The organism is Kitasatospora sp. NPDC001225 (assembly GCF_053597855.1).
Genome location: NZ_JBSFJC010000089.1, coordinates 1 through 14,130 on the forward strand (window position 1 = coordinate 1; position 14,130 = coordinate 14,130).

The following is a 14,130-nucleotide window of genomic DNA, read 5'->3' on the forward strand; positions in this document are numbered from 1 at the left end:
TTTGGCACGCTGTTGAGTTCTCAAGGAACGGACGCTTCCTTCGGACCGCCTTCCAGCGGACCCTCCGGGCTTCGTTCTTTCGTGTTTCCAGCTTACCAGACGTTTTCCGCTCCGTTTACCGGCGCTTCATTCATCCGATTCCCACTGGGGGGATTTCCTGCGAACTTCGTTCCGAAGCCTATCAAGGCTTTCGGAGTGATCCGTCCGTGGGATTTTGCTTCGTCAGAGGACGCGTATTCCGTGGAACACGCTCGCCTCGATTCGGCGGTGTCGTAGACACTAACGCCCGGGACCGACCGTTGTCCAGTCAGTCCCAACCGTTCAAACCTACTAGCCCACCCTCACCACGTCAATGGTTTTGGCCGGACGAGTAGGAGACTAGCAGGTCAGAGACCTGTCGATCACATCGGCTCAGGCCGCGACGGGCTGGAGGTCCGCCCGGTCGGCCGCGTCCAGATCGCCGAACTCCCCGTCCCCGGCGGCCCGCCGGCCCAGCACCAGGGCATAGAGGAGGAAGGCCGCCTCGGCCAGCACACCGATGGAGATGCGGGCCCAGGTCGGCAGGCCGGACGGGGTCACGAAGGCTTCGAGGACGCCGGAGACCGCCAGGACCGTCGCCAGGCCGATCGACATGCCGATGATCGCGCGGCCCTGTTCCGCCAGGGCCACCGAGCGGGTGCGCGGGCCGGGGTCGATGACGGTCCAGCCGAGGCGCAGCCCGAGGCCGCCGGCCACGAAGACCGCGGTCAGCTCCAGCAGGCCGTGCGGGATGAGCAGGCCGAGGAAGACGTCGAGGCGACCGGCGGAGGCCATCAGCCCGACGCCGATGCCGAGGTTGAGCACGTTGGTCCACATCACGTAGAGCACCGGAATGCCCAACGCGATCCCGAACAGCAGGCACTGCACGGCGATCCAGGCGTTGTTCGTCCAGACCTGTGCCGCGAAGGAGCTGGCCGGCCGGTCCGAGTAGTACGTCTCGTACTGGCCGCCGGGGCGGGTCAGCTCCTGGAGGTGTTCGGGCGCGACCAGGCTGTTGCGGACCTCGGGGTGGGTGGCCATCCACCAGGCGAGCAGTGCGGTGGCGACCATCGAGACCACCGCCACCGGCACCCACCAGCGGCGCGAGCGGTAGAGCGCGGCCGGGAACCTCACCGTGTAGTAGCGGGCGACGTCCTGCCAGCCGTTGGTCCGGGCGCCGGTCACCGCGCTGCGGGCGCGGGAGACCAGGCCGGTCAGCCGGCTCACCAGGGCCGGGTCCGGCGCGGCGGCCTGGACCTTGGCGAGGTGTCCGGTGGCGCGCTGGTAGAGCGTGACCAGCTCGTCGGCCTCCTCCCCGCCGAGCCGGCGCCGGCGGGCGAGGGCGTCCAGTCGGGCCCACTCCCCCTGGTGGGTGGCGACGAAGACGTCCAGGTCCATTTCGGCGGCTCCATAGATCGGCGGCGGGCGCGGACGTGCGTGCGCGGGCGGGTCCGCGGGCGGGCGGGTCCGGGCTGGCGGGTCCGGGCGGACACGCGCGGCCCAGCATGCCAGCAGCGGCCGCCGCCCCGGCCGTCGGGATCTCACTTCCCGTGCGCCCACCGGGCCCCGTATGTTTGCGGCTGCGGATCAGACTGCGGAGAGCGCGTCACGGGGAGCCGGTCCGGGGTGGTTCCCTCCCCCGGCACCGCCGCCCTCCCAGGCGCCGGATCCCCATGGGCGAGCCGTACCGGCTCCAAGAACGTGAACGGACAGGTGTCTTGAGCGACCTGGTGACGGGTGAGGCGGTCGTCCTCGGCCTGCAGACGGCGAAGCTTCCGAGCAGGGCCCTGGCGATCGTGATCGACCTGCTGGTGGAGTTCGCCGCCCTGCTGGTGTTCACGCTGCTGCTGAGCCTCGCGCTGATCGGGCTCGACGGCGCGGCCCTGGCCGCCACGATGATCGGCCTGATGGTGTTCTTCCTGGTCGCCGTGCCCGTGATGGTCGAGACCCTCACCCGCGGCCGCTCGCTCGGCAAGGCCGCGCTCGGCCTGCGGGTGGTGCGCACCGACGGCGGGCCGGTGCGCTTCCGGCACTCGCTGGTGCGCGGGCTGGTCGGCTTCTTCGAGATGATCGTGCTGACCGGCGCCCCGGCCGTGATCACCTCGGCGGTGCACTCGGACGGCAAGCGGCTCGGCGACATCTTCGCCGGGACGGTGGTCGTCCGCGAGCGCACCCCGGGTGCGGGCGGCTCCGCCACCCCGCTGCCGCCGGTGCACCCGCACCTGCTGCAGTCGATGGGCCACGAGCTGGTCGCGATGGACCTGTCCGCGGTACCGGAGCCGCTCTGGCTGGCCGTCCGCCAACTGCTCGGCCGGACGAGCCAGTTGGACCCGGCGGTGATGCACCGGATGTCCACCCGGCTGGCCGAGGACCTGTCCGCCCTGATCGGCCACCCGATCGCGCCGGGGCTGCACCCGGCGGCGTACCTGGGCGCGGTGCTCACCGAGCGCCAGCGGCGGGAGTGGACCCGGGCCCAGCAGCAGCTGTGGGCGGCCGGGCCGATACCCGGCCGACCGGTACCCGCCCAGGTGCCCGCCCAGGTGCCCGCTCCCCGCCCGGCCTCCGGTCCGCTCCCCGCGCCGGCTCCGACCGGCCCGGCCGACGGACGGCCCGTCCGGGTCCTCGGCCTGCCGGCCCAGCAGCCCGCGCCCACGGCTCCCCCGGCCCCCGCCGCGGCCCCGGCAGCCGCACCGACCGCCCCGACGGCCCCGTCCTTCGACAAGCCCGCCGCCGGCAGCGGCTTCGCCCCGCCCGCCTGAGGCGAACCGCCCCGGCCGCAGCAGCCCTGCCGCACCAGCCCCGGCCGCGAAGGCCCGCTACTCCTCCTCCGCCCCCACCCGCCAGGCGTTCGGCGGCGACTCCAGCTCCTCCAGCTCGATCCCCTCCGCCGCCAGCACCACGTCGCCCGCCAGGTGCACGACCTGCTGCTCGCCCGTCTCCAGGTCCGCCACCTGGTACCGCTCGACCAGCAGTGGCCCCGAATCCGTCTCGTGGGTGTCGACGCCCTCCAGCAGCCACCCCTGGTCGAGGGTGCGCGGCGCCAGCACCGGCTCGGTGAAGGCCACCAGCCGCACCCGCGCGCTCGCCCCCTCCCGCAGCCGCAGCAGCCGGGCGGTGGCGACCAGGAAGCCCGGCGAGCGGCCGGTGAAGGCGTGCGCCCGGTCGTGGCCCTCCGCCGCGTGCTCGCCGCCGGGGTCGGCCGCGTCGGTCCGGACCCAGGCCACCCCGTCCACCGCCCCGCCGCGCACCTGCCAGCCGCCGGCCCGCAGCTCCAGCCGCAGCGGCCGGGCGCGCGAGTCCAGCGTCAGGTCGGTGCTGCCGAGCACCCGGCCGTCCGGCGCGTAGGTCTTGGAGACGTACCGCCACCCGGCCGCCCCGGGCGCGCAACTGAAGCGCTCCTCCCCGAGCGGGACGTGGTCGTGCGGGTCGTGGAGCGAGTACCGGCCGTTGGGCATGCCGGAAAGCCTACGTCCGCGGTTCGCGTGCAACGTTCCGGCCGGTGCCCGCATTAGAGGGGCGGACGGCGCGCCGGTGCGCCGCCACCACGACGAGAGGGGGTGCGGATGGCGAAGCAGACGCGCGACGTGGAGTTCACGGAGTACGTGGCCTCCAGGAGCGGCTGGCTGCGCAAGGTCGCCTATCTGCTGTGCGGGGACTGGCACCGGGCCGACGACCTGGTGCAGGAGTGCGCGACCAAGCTGTACGTGAACTGGTCGCGGGCCGGCCGGGTGGAGAACCTGGACGGCTACGCCCGCAGGGTGCTGGTCAACACCTTCCTCGCCGAGCAGCGCTCGTCCTGGTGGCGGCGGACGTCACGGACCGCGGCGCCGGTGGACGTGGCGTCGGTGGCCGCCGACCTCGACGCCCGGCTCGACCTGCGCAAGGCGCTGGCCGCGCTGCCGCCCAAGCAGCGGGCCACCGTGGTGCTCCGGTACTACTGCGACCTCACGGTCGATCAGACCGCCGATGCGATGAGCTGCTCCTCGGGCAACGTGAAGAGCCAGACCTCGCGGGCTCTCGCCACCCTCCGGACGACGCTCTCCCCCCGTCCCACCACCGCCGAGAGGACGTCATGAGGTCGCACGAGCAGCGTGATCTGACCGCCCGGCTGAGTGCCCTCGCCGAGGCCCCGGCGCCGCCCGCCGCACTCGACACCTCGGCGGTGATCGCCCGCGGCCGGGTCCGGCTGCGCCGCCGCCGGCAGGCCCTGGTCGGTGTGGTGGCCGGGTCGACCGCCGCCGTCCTGGCCGGCGTCCTGCTGCTGCGCCCGGCCGGGGCGCCGCCCGCGCCGGCCGTCCCCGCGCCCACCGCCCCGGTCTCGCTCGCGCCGTCCCCGACGGCCGCGCCGACCCCGGCGGCGCGGACCGGTCCGCTGAGCGCCGAGGCCCGCTTCGGCTGGCTGCCGTCGTGGCTGGCCCGGCCGGCCGTCGGCTACGCGAACAGCGACAGCCGTTCCGTCACCACCGCGGCCACCACCACCGCCGTCCTCAACGCGACCCCCGCCCTGAAGCTGGAGCTGCTGCGCGGCCCCGGCGAGTCCCCCGCCCCCGGACAGCACACCGCCCCCGCGCCCCCGGTCGCCGGCCGGGAGGCCCAGTGGCTGCTCACCGACGCGTCGGGGTCCCTGGGCGGGCTGCGCTGGCTGACCGCCTCCGGCCGCTGGGCCCAGCTGACCGCCACCCTGTGGTTGGACGCGAAGGTCCAGGACGACCTGCTCCGGGTCGCGGCCGGCGCCGAGTTCGGCAGTTGGGACGTCCCCTTCCCGGTGCGCCCGACCGGCCTGCCCGCCGACCTCGGGCTGCGGAACGCCGAGGTCCACCGGCCCACCAGGGACTCCGAGCCCCCGTGGAGCGCCATCCTGTCGTACACCGTCGGCGACAAGTGGCTGAGCGTCACGGTCCAGCCGGACGGCTTCGGGAAGTTCGCGGACGGCCGGCCGAACGGCGGCACCCCGGTGTGCCGGGTCGAGAAGGGCGTCCAGCTCTGCGCCAACGGCACCGCGGCGGGGCTCCCGTCCGTCCAGGGGGCCGGCGGACTGGCGGGTCTGCTCGAGCGGTTCGAGGTGCTCGGCGCGGACGAGGCCTCCTGGACCCGCTGAACCGCCCCGGCGGAACGCCGACGGCCGGCGCCCCCGGAGGGGAGGGCGCCGGCCGTCGGATCCGCTGATCGGTCAGTAGCGGTACTGCTCCGACTTGAACGGGCCCTCGACCGGGACGCCGATGTAGTCGGCCTGCTCCTGGCTCAGGGTGGTCAGCTTCACGCCCAGCGCGTCGAGGTGCAGGCGGGCGACCTTCTCGTCCAGGTGCTTCGGCAGCACGTAGACGCCGATCGGGTACTGCTCGGTCTTCGTGAACAGCTCGATCTGGGCGATCGTCTGGTTGGCGAAGGAGTTGGACATCACGAAGGACGGGTGGCCGGTCGCGTTGCCCAGGTTCAGCAGGCGGCCCTCGGAGAGGACGATGATGGTGCGGCCGTCGGCCTTGCGCCACTCGTGGACCTGCGGCTTGACCTCGGTCTTCACGACGCCGTCGAGCTTGGCCAGGCCGGCCATGTCGATCTCGTTGTCGAAGTGGCCGATGTTGCCGACGATGGCCTGGTGCTTCATCCGGGCCATGTGCGAGGCCATGATGATGTCCTTGTTGCCGGTCGTGGTGATGAAGATGTCGGCGATCTCCACGACCTCCTCCAGGGTGGTGACCTGGTAGCCGTCCATCGCCGCCTGCAGCGCGCAGATCGGGTCGATCTCGGTGACGATCACGCGGGCGCCCTGGCCGCGCAGCGACTCGGCGCAGCCCTTGCCGACGTCGCCGTAGCCGCAGACGACCGCGACCTTGCCGCCGATCAGGACGTCGGTGGCGCGGTTGATGCCGTCGATCAGCGAGTGGCGGCAGCCGTACTTGTTGTCGAACTTCGACTTGGTGACCGAGTCGTTGACGTTGATGGCCGGGAACAGCAGCTGGCCGTCACGGTGCATCTCGTACAGGCGGTGGACACCGGTGGTGGTCTCCTCGGTCACGCCCTTGATCGTGGAGGCGACCTCGGTCCACTTGTTCGGGGTGTCCTTGAGGGTGCGGTTGAGCAGCTCCAGGATGATCCGGAACTCGTCGTTGTCCGCGGTGGACGGGTCCGGCGCGACGCCGGCCTTCTCGAACTCGACGCCCTTGTGGATCAGCAGGGTGGCGTCGCCGCCGTCGTCCAGGATCATGTTCGGGGTCTTGCCGTCAGGCCAGGTCAGGGCCTGCTCGGTGCACCACCAGTACTCCTCCAGGGTCTCGCCCTTCCAGGCGAAGACCGGCACGCCCTGCGGGTTCTCCGGGGTGCCCTCCGGGCCGACGGCGATGGCGGCGGCCGCGTGGTCCTGGGTGGAGAAGATGTTGCAGGAGCACCAGCGGACCTCGGCACCGAGCGCCGTCAGGGTCTCGATCAGCACGGCGGTCTGGATGGTCATGTGCAGCGAGCCGGTGATGCGGGCGCCGGCCAGCGGCTGCGCCTCGGCGTACTCGGCGCGGATCGCCATCAGACCGGGCATCTCGTGCTCGGCCAGCTGGATCTCCTTGCGGCCGAACGGCGCCAGGGAAAGGTCGGCGACCTTGAAGTCACCGGTGATGTCGGTCGACATGCGTCTGCTCCTCGCTGATGGGGGTGGGGCCATAGGTCCGGGCGTGCGTCGCGTGCGTCAGGCCGTACGGGTGCACGGCCACGCCGGGACCGCCGGGTCCGTGGTGGTGGACCGGCTTCCCGTTGCGCAGCACAAACCGTCGGAGGACCTCTCTCCCTCGACCGGCGCGCGCCCCGCGGGGTGCGGACCGCCGATCGACCGCCATCAGCAGCGACGTTCTGGCTCTGGTGACGAATCTACACCGATGGCCCCGCCGGCCGTCCGCCGATGACCGATTTCGGCCCCCGGTCCGACCCGCTCTCAAGCCGGGCCCCAGGACGGGCCGGTGTACGGGACAGGTCGGTCAGCGGGACGGGGGCGCGGGAGGGGTCAGTGCGCGCCGCCCGGGCCGGGGCCGCCGGGCGTGGCGGCCGGGTCGTCGCCCGCCGCGGCCTTCTCGGCGCTGTACACGTCGGGCTCCAGGTAGATCGCCCGGGCGATCGGGACGACCGCGCGGACCCGCGACTCGGCGGCGTCGATCGCCTCCGCGACCCGGGCGGCGCTGTCCTCCGCGTTGACGGCGATCTTGGCCGCGACCAGCAGCTCCTCCGGGCCGAGGTGCAGGGTGCGCATGTGGATCACCCGGGTGACCGCCTCGCCGTCCACCAGCGCCTCCCGGATCCGGCGCACCGAGTCCTTGTCGGCCGACTCGCCGAGCAGCAGCGACTTGGTCTCCAGGGCGAGCACCACGGCGATCACCACCAGCAGGAGGCCGATGCACAGGGTGCCGATGCCGTCCCAGACGCCGTCGCCGGTGATCACGGTGAGCCCGACGCCGAACAGCGCGAGCACCAGGCCGATCAGCGCGCCGGTGTCCTCCAGCAGCACCACCGGCAGCTCCGGCGCCTTGGCGGTGCGGATGAACTGGGTCCAGCTCTGCTTGCCCTTGGCCTTCTCCGACTCCCGCATCGCGGTCAGGAAGGACCAGCCCTCCATGCCGATGGCGAAGACCAGCACGCCGACCGCCCAGCCCCAGGAGTCCAGCGCCTCCGGGTGGCTGATCTTGTGCCAGCCCTCGTAGACCGCGAACAGGCCGCCGACGCTGAACAGCACGATGGCCACCAGGAAGCCGTACACGTAGCGCTCGCGGCCGTACCCGAAGGGGTGCTCCTCGTCGGCCGCCCGGCGCGCCCGCTTGCCGCCGATCAGCAGCAGCACCTGGTTGCCGGAGTCCGCCACCGAGTGCACGCCCTCGGCCAGCATCGAGGAGGAGCCGGTGAAGCCGAAGGCGGTGAACTTGGCCACGGCGATCGCCAGGTTCGCGGACAGCGCCGCGATCAGTGCCTTGGTACCGCCTTCGGTGCTCATGCTTCCAGGTCCTCACGGGTCGGTCGGCGTCGTCGAGCGCTTACCGTACCGGCCCCGGGGGCCCGATCGGCCGACCGTCTCAGGACTGCGCGGCGGCGAGCCCCAGGTAGACGGCGGCGAAGTCGGTCAGCGCGACCAGGTCGGCCAGCGCGTGCAGCGCGTCCGGCCGGGTGCTCGCGTACTCGGTCAGCCGGACGTCGTGCGCGGCGGCCAGCCGGTGCGCCCGGGAGACGCCGAAGCTGCGCGGCCCGGCGTCCTCCTCCGGCACCTCGGCCGGGCCGTCCTGCTCGTCCGGCGCCGCCGGGCCGGCCGCGCCGGGGGCGTGCCGCAGCAGCAGGACCTGGAGGTGCAGCGGGTCCGGCTCCTCGACCCGGTCGCGGAAGAAGTCGTCCGGATCGGCGCCCGCGCCCAACTGCCCGGTGAACATGCCGCGGTGGGCGGTGAGCACCTGCGGCAGCGGCCCGGCCAGCGCCGGACGCCCGGCTCGGTCGGCCAGCTGGGCGGCGAACCGGGTGGCGGCCGCCCCGGCGATCGGGCCCTCGGCCCACAGCAGCGGGACCGTCCCGGCCAGCCGGGCGGCCAGGCCCTTCGCCGGGTTGGTGTACGCGGCGGCGTCCGGGCGGCAGCGCACCGCGGCGGCGTCCAGCAGGTCGGCGAGGGCCGGCAGCGCGTCGTACGGGAGCTGGGTGAGGCCGATCTTCTGGGCGAGCGCCAGCAGCGGGGCGAGGTGGGACCAGAGCGCCGCCGGGTCCTCGGCCGGCAGGTCCGGCTCGACGGCCGTCACGGGCGCGAGGTCCTCGGGCAGCACCGAGGCCACGAACGGCAGCGGCAGCGCGCGCACCTGCAGCGCGGCCTCGGCCAGCGCGCTGCCGGCCGGGGCGGTCACCACGATCGCGCAGCCGCGCGCGTACGCCTGCTCGGCGAGGGCGACCAGGCCCTGCTCGCCGCCGTCGGCGGAGCTGATCACCAGCAGGTCCAGCGGGCCGGCCCAGCCGGGCAGCTGCCAGCCGAGCCCGGCGGTGAAGGCGGGCGGGGCGCCGGCCCGGTCGGCGCGCGGGGCGGCGGCCTCGGTCGGCGGCAGCGGGGTGACCAGGGAGCTCGTACCGGCCAGCGCCGAGAGCATCTCGGCGGCGGTCAGCGCGCTGCCGTGCCCGGCGACCAGGACGGCACGCGGGCGACCGTCCGGCCGCAGCCGGTCGAGGCCGGCCGCCTCGGCCTGCCGCAGTGCGGTGCGGACCCGCGCACCGGCGCCGGCCAGGGCCAGCAGGGCGCGGTCGTGGTCGGCGCGCTGGAGGGCGGCCGGGTCGTCGAGCAGGGTGTCGTCGAGCATGCGGCGAACCTCCGGCTGCGGTCCTGGACGGGCGGTCGGGGCGGTCGGGGCGGCTTCGTCCCGGGGCTTCCGCCCGGGCTTCGTCCCGGGCGTCGCCCCCAGGATCAGGCCGGGCGGCGGGCCTCGTCCACCAGGAGGACCGGAATGCCCTCGCGGACCGGGTACGCGAGGCCGCAGTCCGCGCCGGTGCAGACCAGCTCGGGCTGCTCCTCGGTGCCGCCCTCGACGAGCGCGGCCCGGCACTGCGGGCAGACCAGGATCTCCAGCAGGAAGGATTCGAGCTTCATGGGGCTCTCCAAGGTTCGGGGGTGGCACGGAGGTGCCCCGGCCGATAGGAAACCCTACCGGCCGGGGCACCGGGGCCCGTGCTCAGGCGCTCCGCGCGGGCGCGAGCCCGGTCGGGGGCTCGGGCGCGGCGTCGGGCGAGGCGTCGGGCGAGGGGCTCAGCCGCGGACGACGGCGAGCACGCCGTCGCGCAGCTCGGCCATCTTCGCCGGGTCCTTGGCCTCGACGTTCAGGCGCAGCAGCGGCTCGGTGTTGGAGGCGCGCAGGTTGAACCACCAGTCCGGGCCGGCCACCGTCAGGCCGTCCAGCTCGTCCACCGTGGTGCCCTCCCCGCCCGCGTAGGCGGCGCGGACGGCGGCGGTGCTGGCGGCCTGGTCGGCCACGGTGCTGTTGATCTCGCCGGAGGCGGCGTAGCGGTCGTACTCGGCGGTGAGCCCGGACAGCGCGGACGGCTGCCCGCCGAGCGCGGCCAGCACGTGCAGCGCGGCCAGCATGCCGGTGTCGGCGCGCCAGAAGTCGCGGAAGTAGTAGTGCGCGGAGTGCTCGCCGCCGAAGACGGCGTCGGTCTCGGCCATCTCCTGCTTGATGAAGGAGTGGCCGACCCGGGTGCGCACCGGCTTGGCGCCGAGCTCGCGGACCACCTCGGGGACGGTCCAGGAGGTGATCAGGTTGTGGATGACGGTCGGCTCGGCCTCGCCGGCGGCCCGGGCGCGGGCGATCTCGCGGACGGCGACCAGGGCGGTGATCGCCGACGGGGAGACCGGCTCGCCGCGCTCGTCCACGACGAAGCAGCGGTCGGCGTCGCCGTCGAAGGCCAGGCCCACGTCGGCGCCGACCTCGCGGACCTTGGCCTGGAGGTCGACCAGGTTCTTCGGGTCGAGCGGGTTGGCCTCGTGGTTCGGGAAGGTGCCGTCCAGCTCGAAGTACATCGGGACGAGCTCGATCGGCAGGCCGTCGAAGACGGTCGGCACGGTGTGGCCGCCCATGCCGTTGCCGGCGTCCACCACGACCTTGAGCGGGCGGATCGCGGTGAGGTCGACCAGGCCCAGCAGGTGGTCGGCGTAGCCGCGCAGGGTGTCCTGGGCGGACAGCGCGCCCGGCTTCACGTCCCTGGCCGGGACGGTGACGGTGTCGTCCTCGGCGGTCCAGGACTCGACCAGCTCGCGGATCTCGGACAGGCCGGTGTCCTGGCCGACCGGGGCGGCGCCGGCCCGGCACAGCTTGATGCCGTTGTACTGGGCCGGGTTGTGGCTGGCGGTGAACATCGCGCCGGGCAGGTCGAGCTTGCCGCTGGCGTAGTACAGCTGGTCGGTGGAGCACAGCCCGATCTGCACCACGTCGGCGCCGTAGGCCGCGGCGCCCTCGGCGAAGGCCAGGCTCAGCGACGGCGAGGAGGGCCGCATGTCGTGCCCGACCACGATCGCGGTCGCGCCGGTGACCTGCACGAACGCGGCACCGAAGGCCCGGGACAGGCTCTCGTCCCACTGGTCCGGGACAACGCCTCGGACGTCGTACGCCTTCACGAGCTGCTTGAGGTCGCGCACTGCGGCTCCACCCTGGTTTTAGGACTGATCACGAAACGTCGGGGCCACCGCGCGTCGGTCGACGGGCGCGGTGACGGTAGACGGGCAGCGTACCCGGGCCGGACGAACGCCCCGTGCCAGGACCGGAGACGCCCCGTACCGGGAGGGGTGTCAGTTGTCGGGCGAGCGCAGCACCCGGAGGTGGCCGCGGCGGCCGCCCTCGGTGGACTCGCCCTCGAAGCCGCGGCCCTGACGGGGGGTCTGCGGGCGGGCGGCCTCGCGCACGGCGTTGGCCAGCGCCTCCAGGTCGTCGCTGCTGCGGCGCAGCGGCCCGGCCTCGGCGGCGAGCCGGACGACCTCCCAGCCGCGCGGGGCGGTGAGGCGCTCGGCGTGCTCGGCGCACAGGTCGTAGCAGTGCGGCTCGGCGTAGGTGGCGAGCGGCCCGAGGACGGCGGTGGAGTCCGCGTAGACGTACGTCAGCGTCGCGACGGCCGGCCGGCCGCACGCGGTCCGCGAACAACGACGTACAGAGCTCACGAGGGTGGACGGTACCGCACTCCCCGCCGGGGAGCGAAGACCGCCTGCCCGGAGGGGGTGCCGTGTCGCCCCGCGGGCGCCGGGTCCGCGTATCCGACGCCCCGTGCGATTCCCGGTCGGAGTGGTCCACTTCCGACCGTCCAAGGACTACCCTCGGCAGTGATATGGACAGCTCCGCACCGCAGTCATCGACAGGCCCGGCGCGCCGCCCCCGGCACCGCGACCGGCACGGGCGGGGCCTGCGCGGCCCGCTGGCGCCGCCCCAGGTGCCGATCTCGCTCACCCGCTCCGAACTGTTCGACGACTACGTGCGCGAGTCGGTGGAGCGCCTCGAACGGCGTTGGCCGCAGTTGATCGAGGTGGAGTTCGCCGTCCAGGAGGTGCCGCTGCACGAGCCGGACGGCGCCGACGCCGAGGACGGCGTGCCGCTGGGGCGGGTGTCGCCGGGCCAGCAGGGGCGCAAGAGCCAGATCGTGGTGTACCGGCGGCCGGTGGAGATCCGGGCGAAGACCCGGGAGGACCGCGCGGCGCTGGTGCACGAGATCCTGATCGAACAGGTCGCGGAGCTGCTCGGGCTGTCGCCGGACGCCATCGACCCGCGCTACGACGAGGACTGAGACGGGTCGGGGCCCGCGCCGGGTGTCCGGCGCGGGCCCCGCTCGGCGCGCTCAGCGCAGGACGACGCCCGGGTCCTGGCCGGCCTGCGGGACCTTGACGGTGCTGCGGTCGTCGCGCAGCGCCTGGACGGTGAACATCGGCACGTCCTTGGCCGGCAGGGAGAGCATCCGGGCGGCCACCACCGGGCCGCCGGAGACGGTCTCCACCGTGAGCGCGAAGACGCCGTTCAGCCCGGCGGGCTCGGGCGCCGGGAGGGCGACCGTGCCGCCGGCCGGCAGCTGGACCTCCTTGGTGGCCGGGGTGCCGCCGCCGCTGCCGGCCGAGGCGGTGACCCGGACGGTGGCGGCCTCGCCGCTGGAGGTCAGGTAGAGCGTGGAGGCGCCGGCCCGGTTGTCGGCGACGGTGGCGCGGGCGCCGACCGGGTCGCTGCCGGTCAACCAGGCCGCGTCCGTCTTGCCGTTGGCCGCCGCCCGGTCGACCCGCAGCCCGGCCACGACCGGGGTGCGGTGCTTGTCGTCGCTGGGCGACAGCCGCAGCCCGGCGACCTCGTCCCGGGTGAGCTTGCCGAGGTCGACGGCGGCCACCATGCCCGCCTTGACGTGGATCGACTCGTTGCCGGCCGGGCTGAACCAGCCGTTCTTGCCGGACAGCTGGATCTTCAGGTCGGCGTCGTCCTCCGGCGGCGCCCAGACCACCAGGCGGGCGGAGGCGGTGTCGGCGGGCAGGCCGGGCATCACCTGGACCGGGGCCGGGGCGTCCGAGGCGGGGACCCAGTCGGCGCCCTTGCCGCCGTCGGCAGCGTGCAGCGCGGCGCCGACCCGCCCGGAGCGCACCACCACGTGCACCGCGAGGTCGGCGACCGCGCCCTTGGTGAGGGTCGACAGCAGGACGGCCTGGGAGCTGCCGGGCGAGACGGTGATCCCGTTGGCGGCGTCGTTGTCGATCAGGCCCTTGTCGCCGTACAGCTTGATGTCCACCACCGCGGCGGCGGACTCGGTGTTGACCAGGCTGAGGTAGTCGACCCGGTCGGCGGCGGTGCTGGCCCCGGCGAACCAGAAGCTGGTCGCGGCCGGGGTGCAGGTGAGACCGGACAGGCCGAGGCCGCGCTGCTCGGTGACCACCGTGGTCTGGGTGACGGTGAAGCCGGGGGCGAGGGCGCCGGTGGCGACGGCCCCGGTGCCGGGCGCGGCGTCGCCGTTGGCGGCCGGGCCGGTGGCCGGGGTGCCGGGCTTGGGCACGGTCAGCCGGGCGTCGGCGGGCGCCGCGTTCTTGTCCTGGACCGGGGCGCCCGGGGCGCCCGAGCCGGTCGGGGCCGGGGTGGCGGCGGCCGGAGCCGCGGGGGCCGTGGTCGGCTGGGCGGCGGGCACGGCGGGCGCGGCCGCGTCGGAGAGCCAGCCGGCCCCGCCGGTGGCGGAGCCCGTCCCGGGCGGGGTGTAGGCGGTGAGCGTGGTCGAGCCGGTCAGGCCCTGGACCGGCTGCGGGCAGACCACCGAGGTCCGCTCGACCTGCGCGGTGGTCGCGGCGGCTCCGGTGCCGGCCTTGGCCGGGGCGGCCGGCGGGCGCACCTGGGCGATCCCGAACACCGCCGCGAGCACCACGGCCGCGGCGAGCAGGGACTGGGTGGTCTTCGCCGCCCCGCCGGACCCGGCCGCTCCGGCCCCCTCGGCCCCCTCGGCTCCTCCGGCTCGCCCGGCTCCTCCGGCTCCTCCGGCTCGCCCGGCGAGCGGGCCGCGGCCGCGGCCGGGGCGGGACGTCCGGGCCGGGCCGGACGGCTCCGCCGCGACGGCGGGCCCGGCCGGCTCGGCGGCCTCGCCGGCGCCGGACTTCTTCCTGAATGCGGGCTTCTTCATCGC

The 14,130-nt window shown here is 74.5% G+C and carries 14 protein-coding genes; 5 read left to right on the forward strand and 9 right to left on the reverse strand.

Going from position 1 to position 14,130, the window contains the following annotated elements; all coding sequences use genetic code 11:
• Positions 1-276 (forward strand): hypothetical protein (locus tag ACWDCZ_RS26570; protein WP_375877526.1); only part of this gene is annotated, 276 nt, incomplete at its 5' end.
• 135 nt (positions 277-411) lie between these two features.
• On the opposite strand, the gene ACWDCZ_RS26575 is transcribed toward ACWDCZ_RS26570, so the two are convergent.
• On the reverse strand, positions 412-1,416 hold the full coding sequence (locus ACWDCZ_RS26575; RefSeq protein ID WP_387974161.1) for a stage II sporulation protein M: 1,005 nt from the start codon (positions 1,414-1,416) through the stop codon (positions 412-414).
• Positions 1,417-1,736: 320 nt separating this feature from the next.
• Here ACWDCZ_RS26575 and ACWDCZ_RS26580 point away from each other — a divergent pair, with 320 nt between their 5' ends.
• Positions 1,737-2,777 carry an RDD family protein gene (locus tag ACWDCZ_RS26580; RefSeq protein WP_375877527.1) on the forward strand — a complete coding sequence of 347 codons (1,041 nt, stop codon included), beginning with the start codon at positions 1,737-1,739 and terminating at the stop codon, positions 2,775-2,777.
• A gap of 57 nt (positions 2,778-2,834) precedes the next feature.
• Here ACWDCZ_RS26580 and ACWDCZ_RS26585 read toward each other — a convergent pair whose 3' ends face one another.
• A complete protein-coding gene (locus ACWDCZ_RS26585; protein ID WP_074003857.1) occupies positions 2,835-3,473 on the reverse strand; it encodes a hypothetical protein in 639 nt (212 codons plus the stop codon).
• A gap of 108 nt (positions 3,474-3,581) precedes the next feature.
• On the opposite strand from ACWDCZ_RS26585, the gene ACWDCZ_RS26590 reads away from it, so the two are divergent.
• Both ACWDCZ_RS26590 and ACWDCZ_RS26595 read left to right on the forward strand, forming a co-directional pair.
• Positions 3,582-4,094, forward strand: a complete 513-nt coding sequence (locus ACWDCZ_RS26590; RefSeq protein WP_049661338.1) for a SigE family RNA polymerase sigma factor — start codon at positions 3,582-3,584, stop codon at positions 4,092-4,094.
• A complete protein-coding gene (locus ACWDCZ_RS26595) occupies positions 4,091-5,116 on the forward strand; it encodes a hypothetical protein (RefSeq protein ID WP_387974164.1) in 1,026 nt (341 codons plus the stop codon). Before ACWDCZ_RS26590 ends, ACWDCZ_RS26595 begins: the two co-directional genes overlap by 4 nt.
• A 72-nt stretch (positions 5,117-5,188) precedes the next feature.
• On the opposite strand, the gene ahcY is transcribed toward ACWDCZ_RS26595, so the two are convergent.
• From ahcY to ACWDCZ_RS26625, 6 genes are all read right to left on the reverse strand, one after another.
• Positions 5,189-6,637 (reverse strand): adenosylhomocysteinase, encoded by a 1,449-nt coding sequence (gene ahcY / locus ACWDCZ_RS26600; protein ID WP_049659437.1) that lies wholly within the window; start codon positions 6,635-6,637, stop codon positions 5,189-5,191.
• Between the two features lie 369 nt (positions 6,638-7,006).
• Entirely contained in the window at positions 7,007-7,984 is a 978-nt protein-coding gene (locus tag ACWDCZ_RS26605) for a cation diffusion facilitator family transporter (protein WP_049659434.1), read from the reverse strand.
• A gap of 79 nt (positions 7,985-8,063) precedes the next feature.
• On the reverse strand, positions 8,064-9,314 hold the full coding sequence (locus ACWDCZ_RS26610; protein WP_375877529.1) for an SIS domain-containing protein: 1,251 nt from the start codon (positions 9,312-9,314) through the stop codon (positions 8,064-8,066).
• Between the two features lie 104 nt (positions 9,315-9,418).
• Positions 9,419-9,601 (reverse strand): Trm112 family protein, encoded by a 183-nt coding sequence (locus tag ACWDCZ_RS26615; RefSeq protein ID WP_049659271.1) that lies wholly within the window; start codon positions 9,599-9,601, stop codon positions 9,419-9,421.
• A 156-nt stretch (positions 9,602-9,757) separates the two neighbouring features.
• Entirely contained in the window at positions 9,758-11,143 is a 1,386-nt protein-coding gene (locus ACWDCZ_RS26620; RefSeq protein WP_049659270.1) for a phosphomannomutase/phosphoglucomutase, read from the reverse strand.
• A gap of 150 nt (positions 11,144-11,293) precedes the next feature.
• Complete coding sequence (locus ACWDCZ_RS26625; RefSeq protein ID WP_049659269.1) at positions 11,294-11,659, reverse strand: DUF3499 domain-containing protein; 366 nt, start codon at positions 11,657-11,659, stop codon at positions 11,294-11,296.
• A gap of 164 nt (positions 11,660-11,823) precedes the next feature.
• Here ACWDCZ_RS26625 and ACWDCZ_RS26630 point away from each other — a divergent pair, with 164 nt between their 5' ends.
• The gene (locus ACWDCZ_RS26630; protein ID WP_049659268.1) at positions 11,824-12,276 is read left to right on the forward strand and encodes a metallopeptidase family protein; all 453 of its coding nucleotides are present in this window, start codon (positions 11,824-11,826) and stop codon (positions 12,274-12,276) included.
• 51 nt (positions 12,277-12,327) lie between these two features.
• Here ACWDCZ_RS26630 and ACWDCZ_RS26635 read toward each other — a convergent pair whose 3' ends face one another.
• On the reverse strand, positions 12,328-14,127 hold the full coding sequence (locus ACWDCZ_RS26635; RefSeq protein ID WP_449817154.1) for a DUF5719 family protein: 1,800 nt from the start codon (positions 14,125-14,127) through the stop codon (positions 12,328-12,330).
• Positions 14,128-14,130: the final 3 nt, after the last annotated feature.

Excerpts from the sequence above, each read along its gene's own strand:
- ACWDCZ_RS26575 (WP_387974161.1), bottom strand. The coding sequence starts at position 1,416 with ATGGACCTGGACGTCTTCGTCGCCACCCACCAGGGGGAGTGGGCCCGA.
- ACWDCZ_RS26585 (WP_074003857.1), bottom strand. The coding sequence starts at position 3,473 with ATGCCCAACGGCCGGTACTCGCTCCACGACCCGCACGACCACGTCCCG.
- ACWDCZ_RS26590 (WP_049661338.1), top strand. The coding sequence starts at position 3,582 with ATGGCGAAGCAGACGCGCGACGTGGAGTTCACGGAGTACGTGGCCTCC.
- ACWDCZ_RS26595 (WP_387974164.1), top strand. The coding sequence starts at position 4,091 with ATGAGGTCGCACGAGCAGCGTGATCTGACCGCCCGGCTGAGTGCCCTC.
- ahcY (WP_049659437.1), bottom strand. The coding sequence starts at position 6,637 with ATGTCGACCGACATCACCGGTGACTTCAAGGTCGCCGACCTTTCCCTG.
- ACWDCZ_RS26605 (WP_049659434.1), bottom strand. The coding sequence starts at position 7,984 with ATGAGCACCGAAGGCGGTACCAAGGCACTGATCGCGGCGCTGTCCGCG.
- ACWDCZ_RS26610 (WP_375877529.1), bottom strand. The coding sequence starts at position 9,314 with ATGCTCGACGACACCCTGCTCGACGACCCGGCCGCCCTCCAGCGCGCC.
- ACWDCZ_RS26615 (WP_049659271.1), bottom strand. The coding sequence starts at position 9,601 with ATGAAGCTCGAATCCTTCCTGCTGGAGATCCTGGTCTGCCCGCAGTGC.
- ACWDCZ_RS26630 (WP_049659268.1), top strand. The coding sequence starts at position 11,824 with ATGGACAGCTCCGCACCGCAGTCATCGACAGGCCCGGCGCGCCGCCCC.
- ACWDCZ_RS26635 (WP_449817154.1), bottom strand. The coding sequence starts at position 14,127 with ATGAAGAAGCCCGCATTCAGGAAGAAGTCCGGCGCCGGCGAGGCCGCC.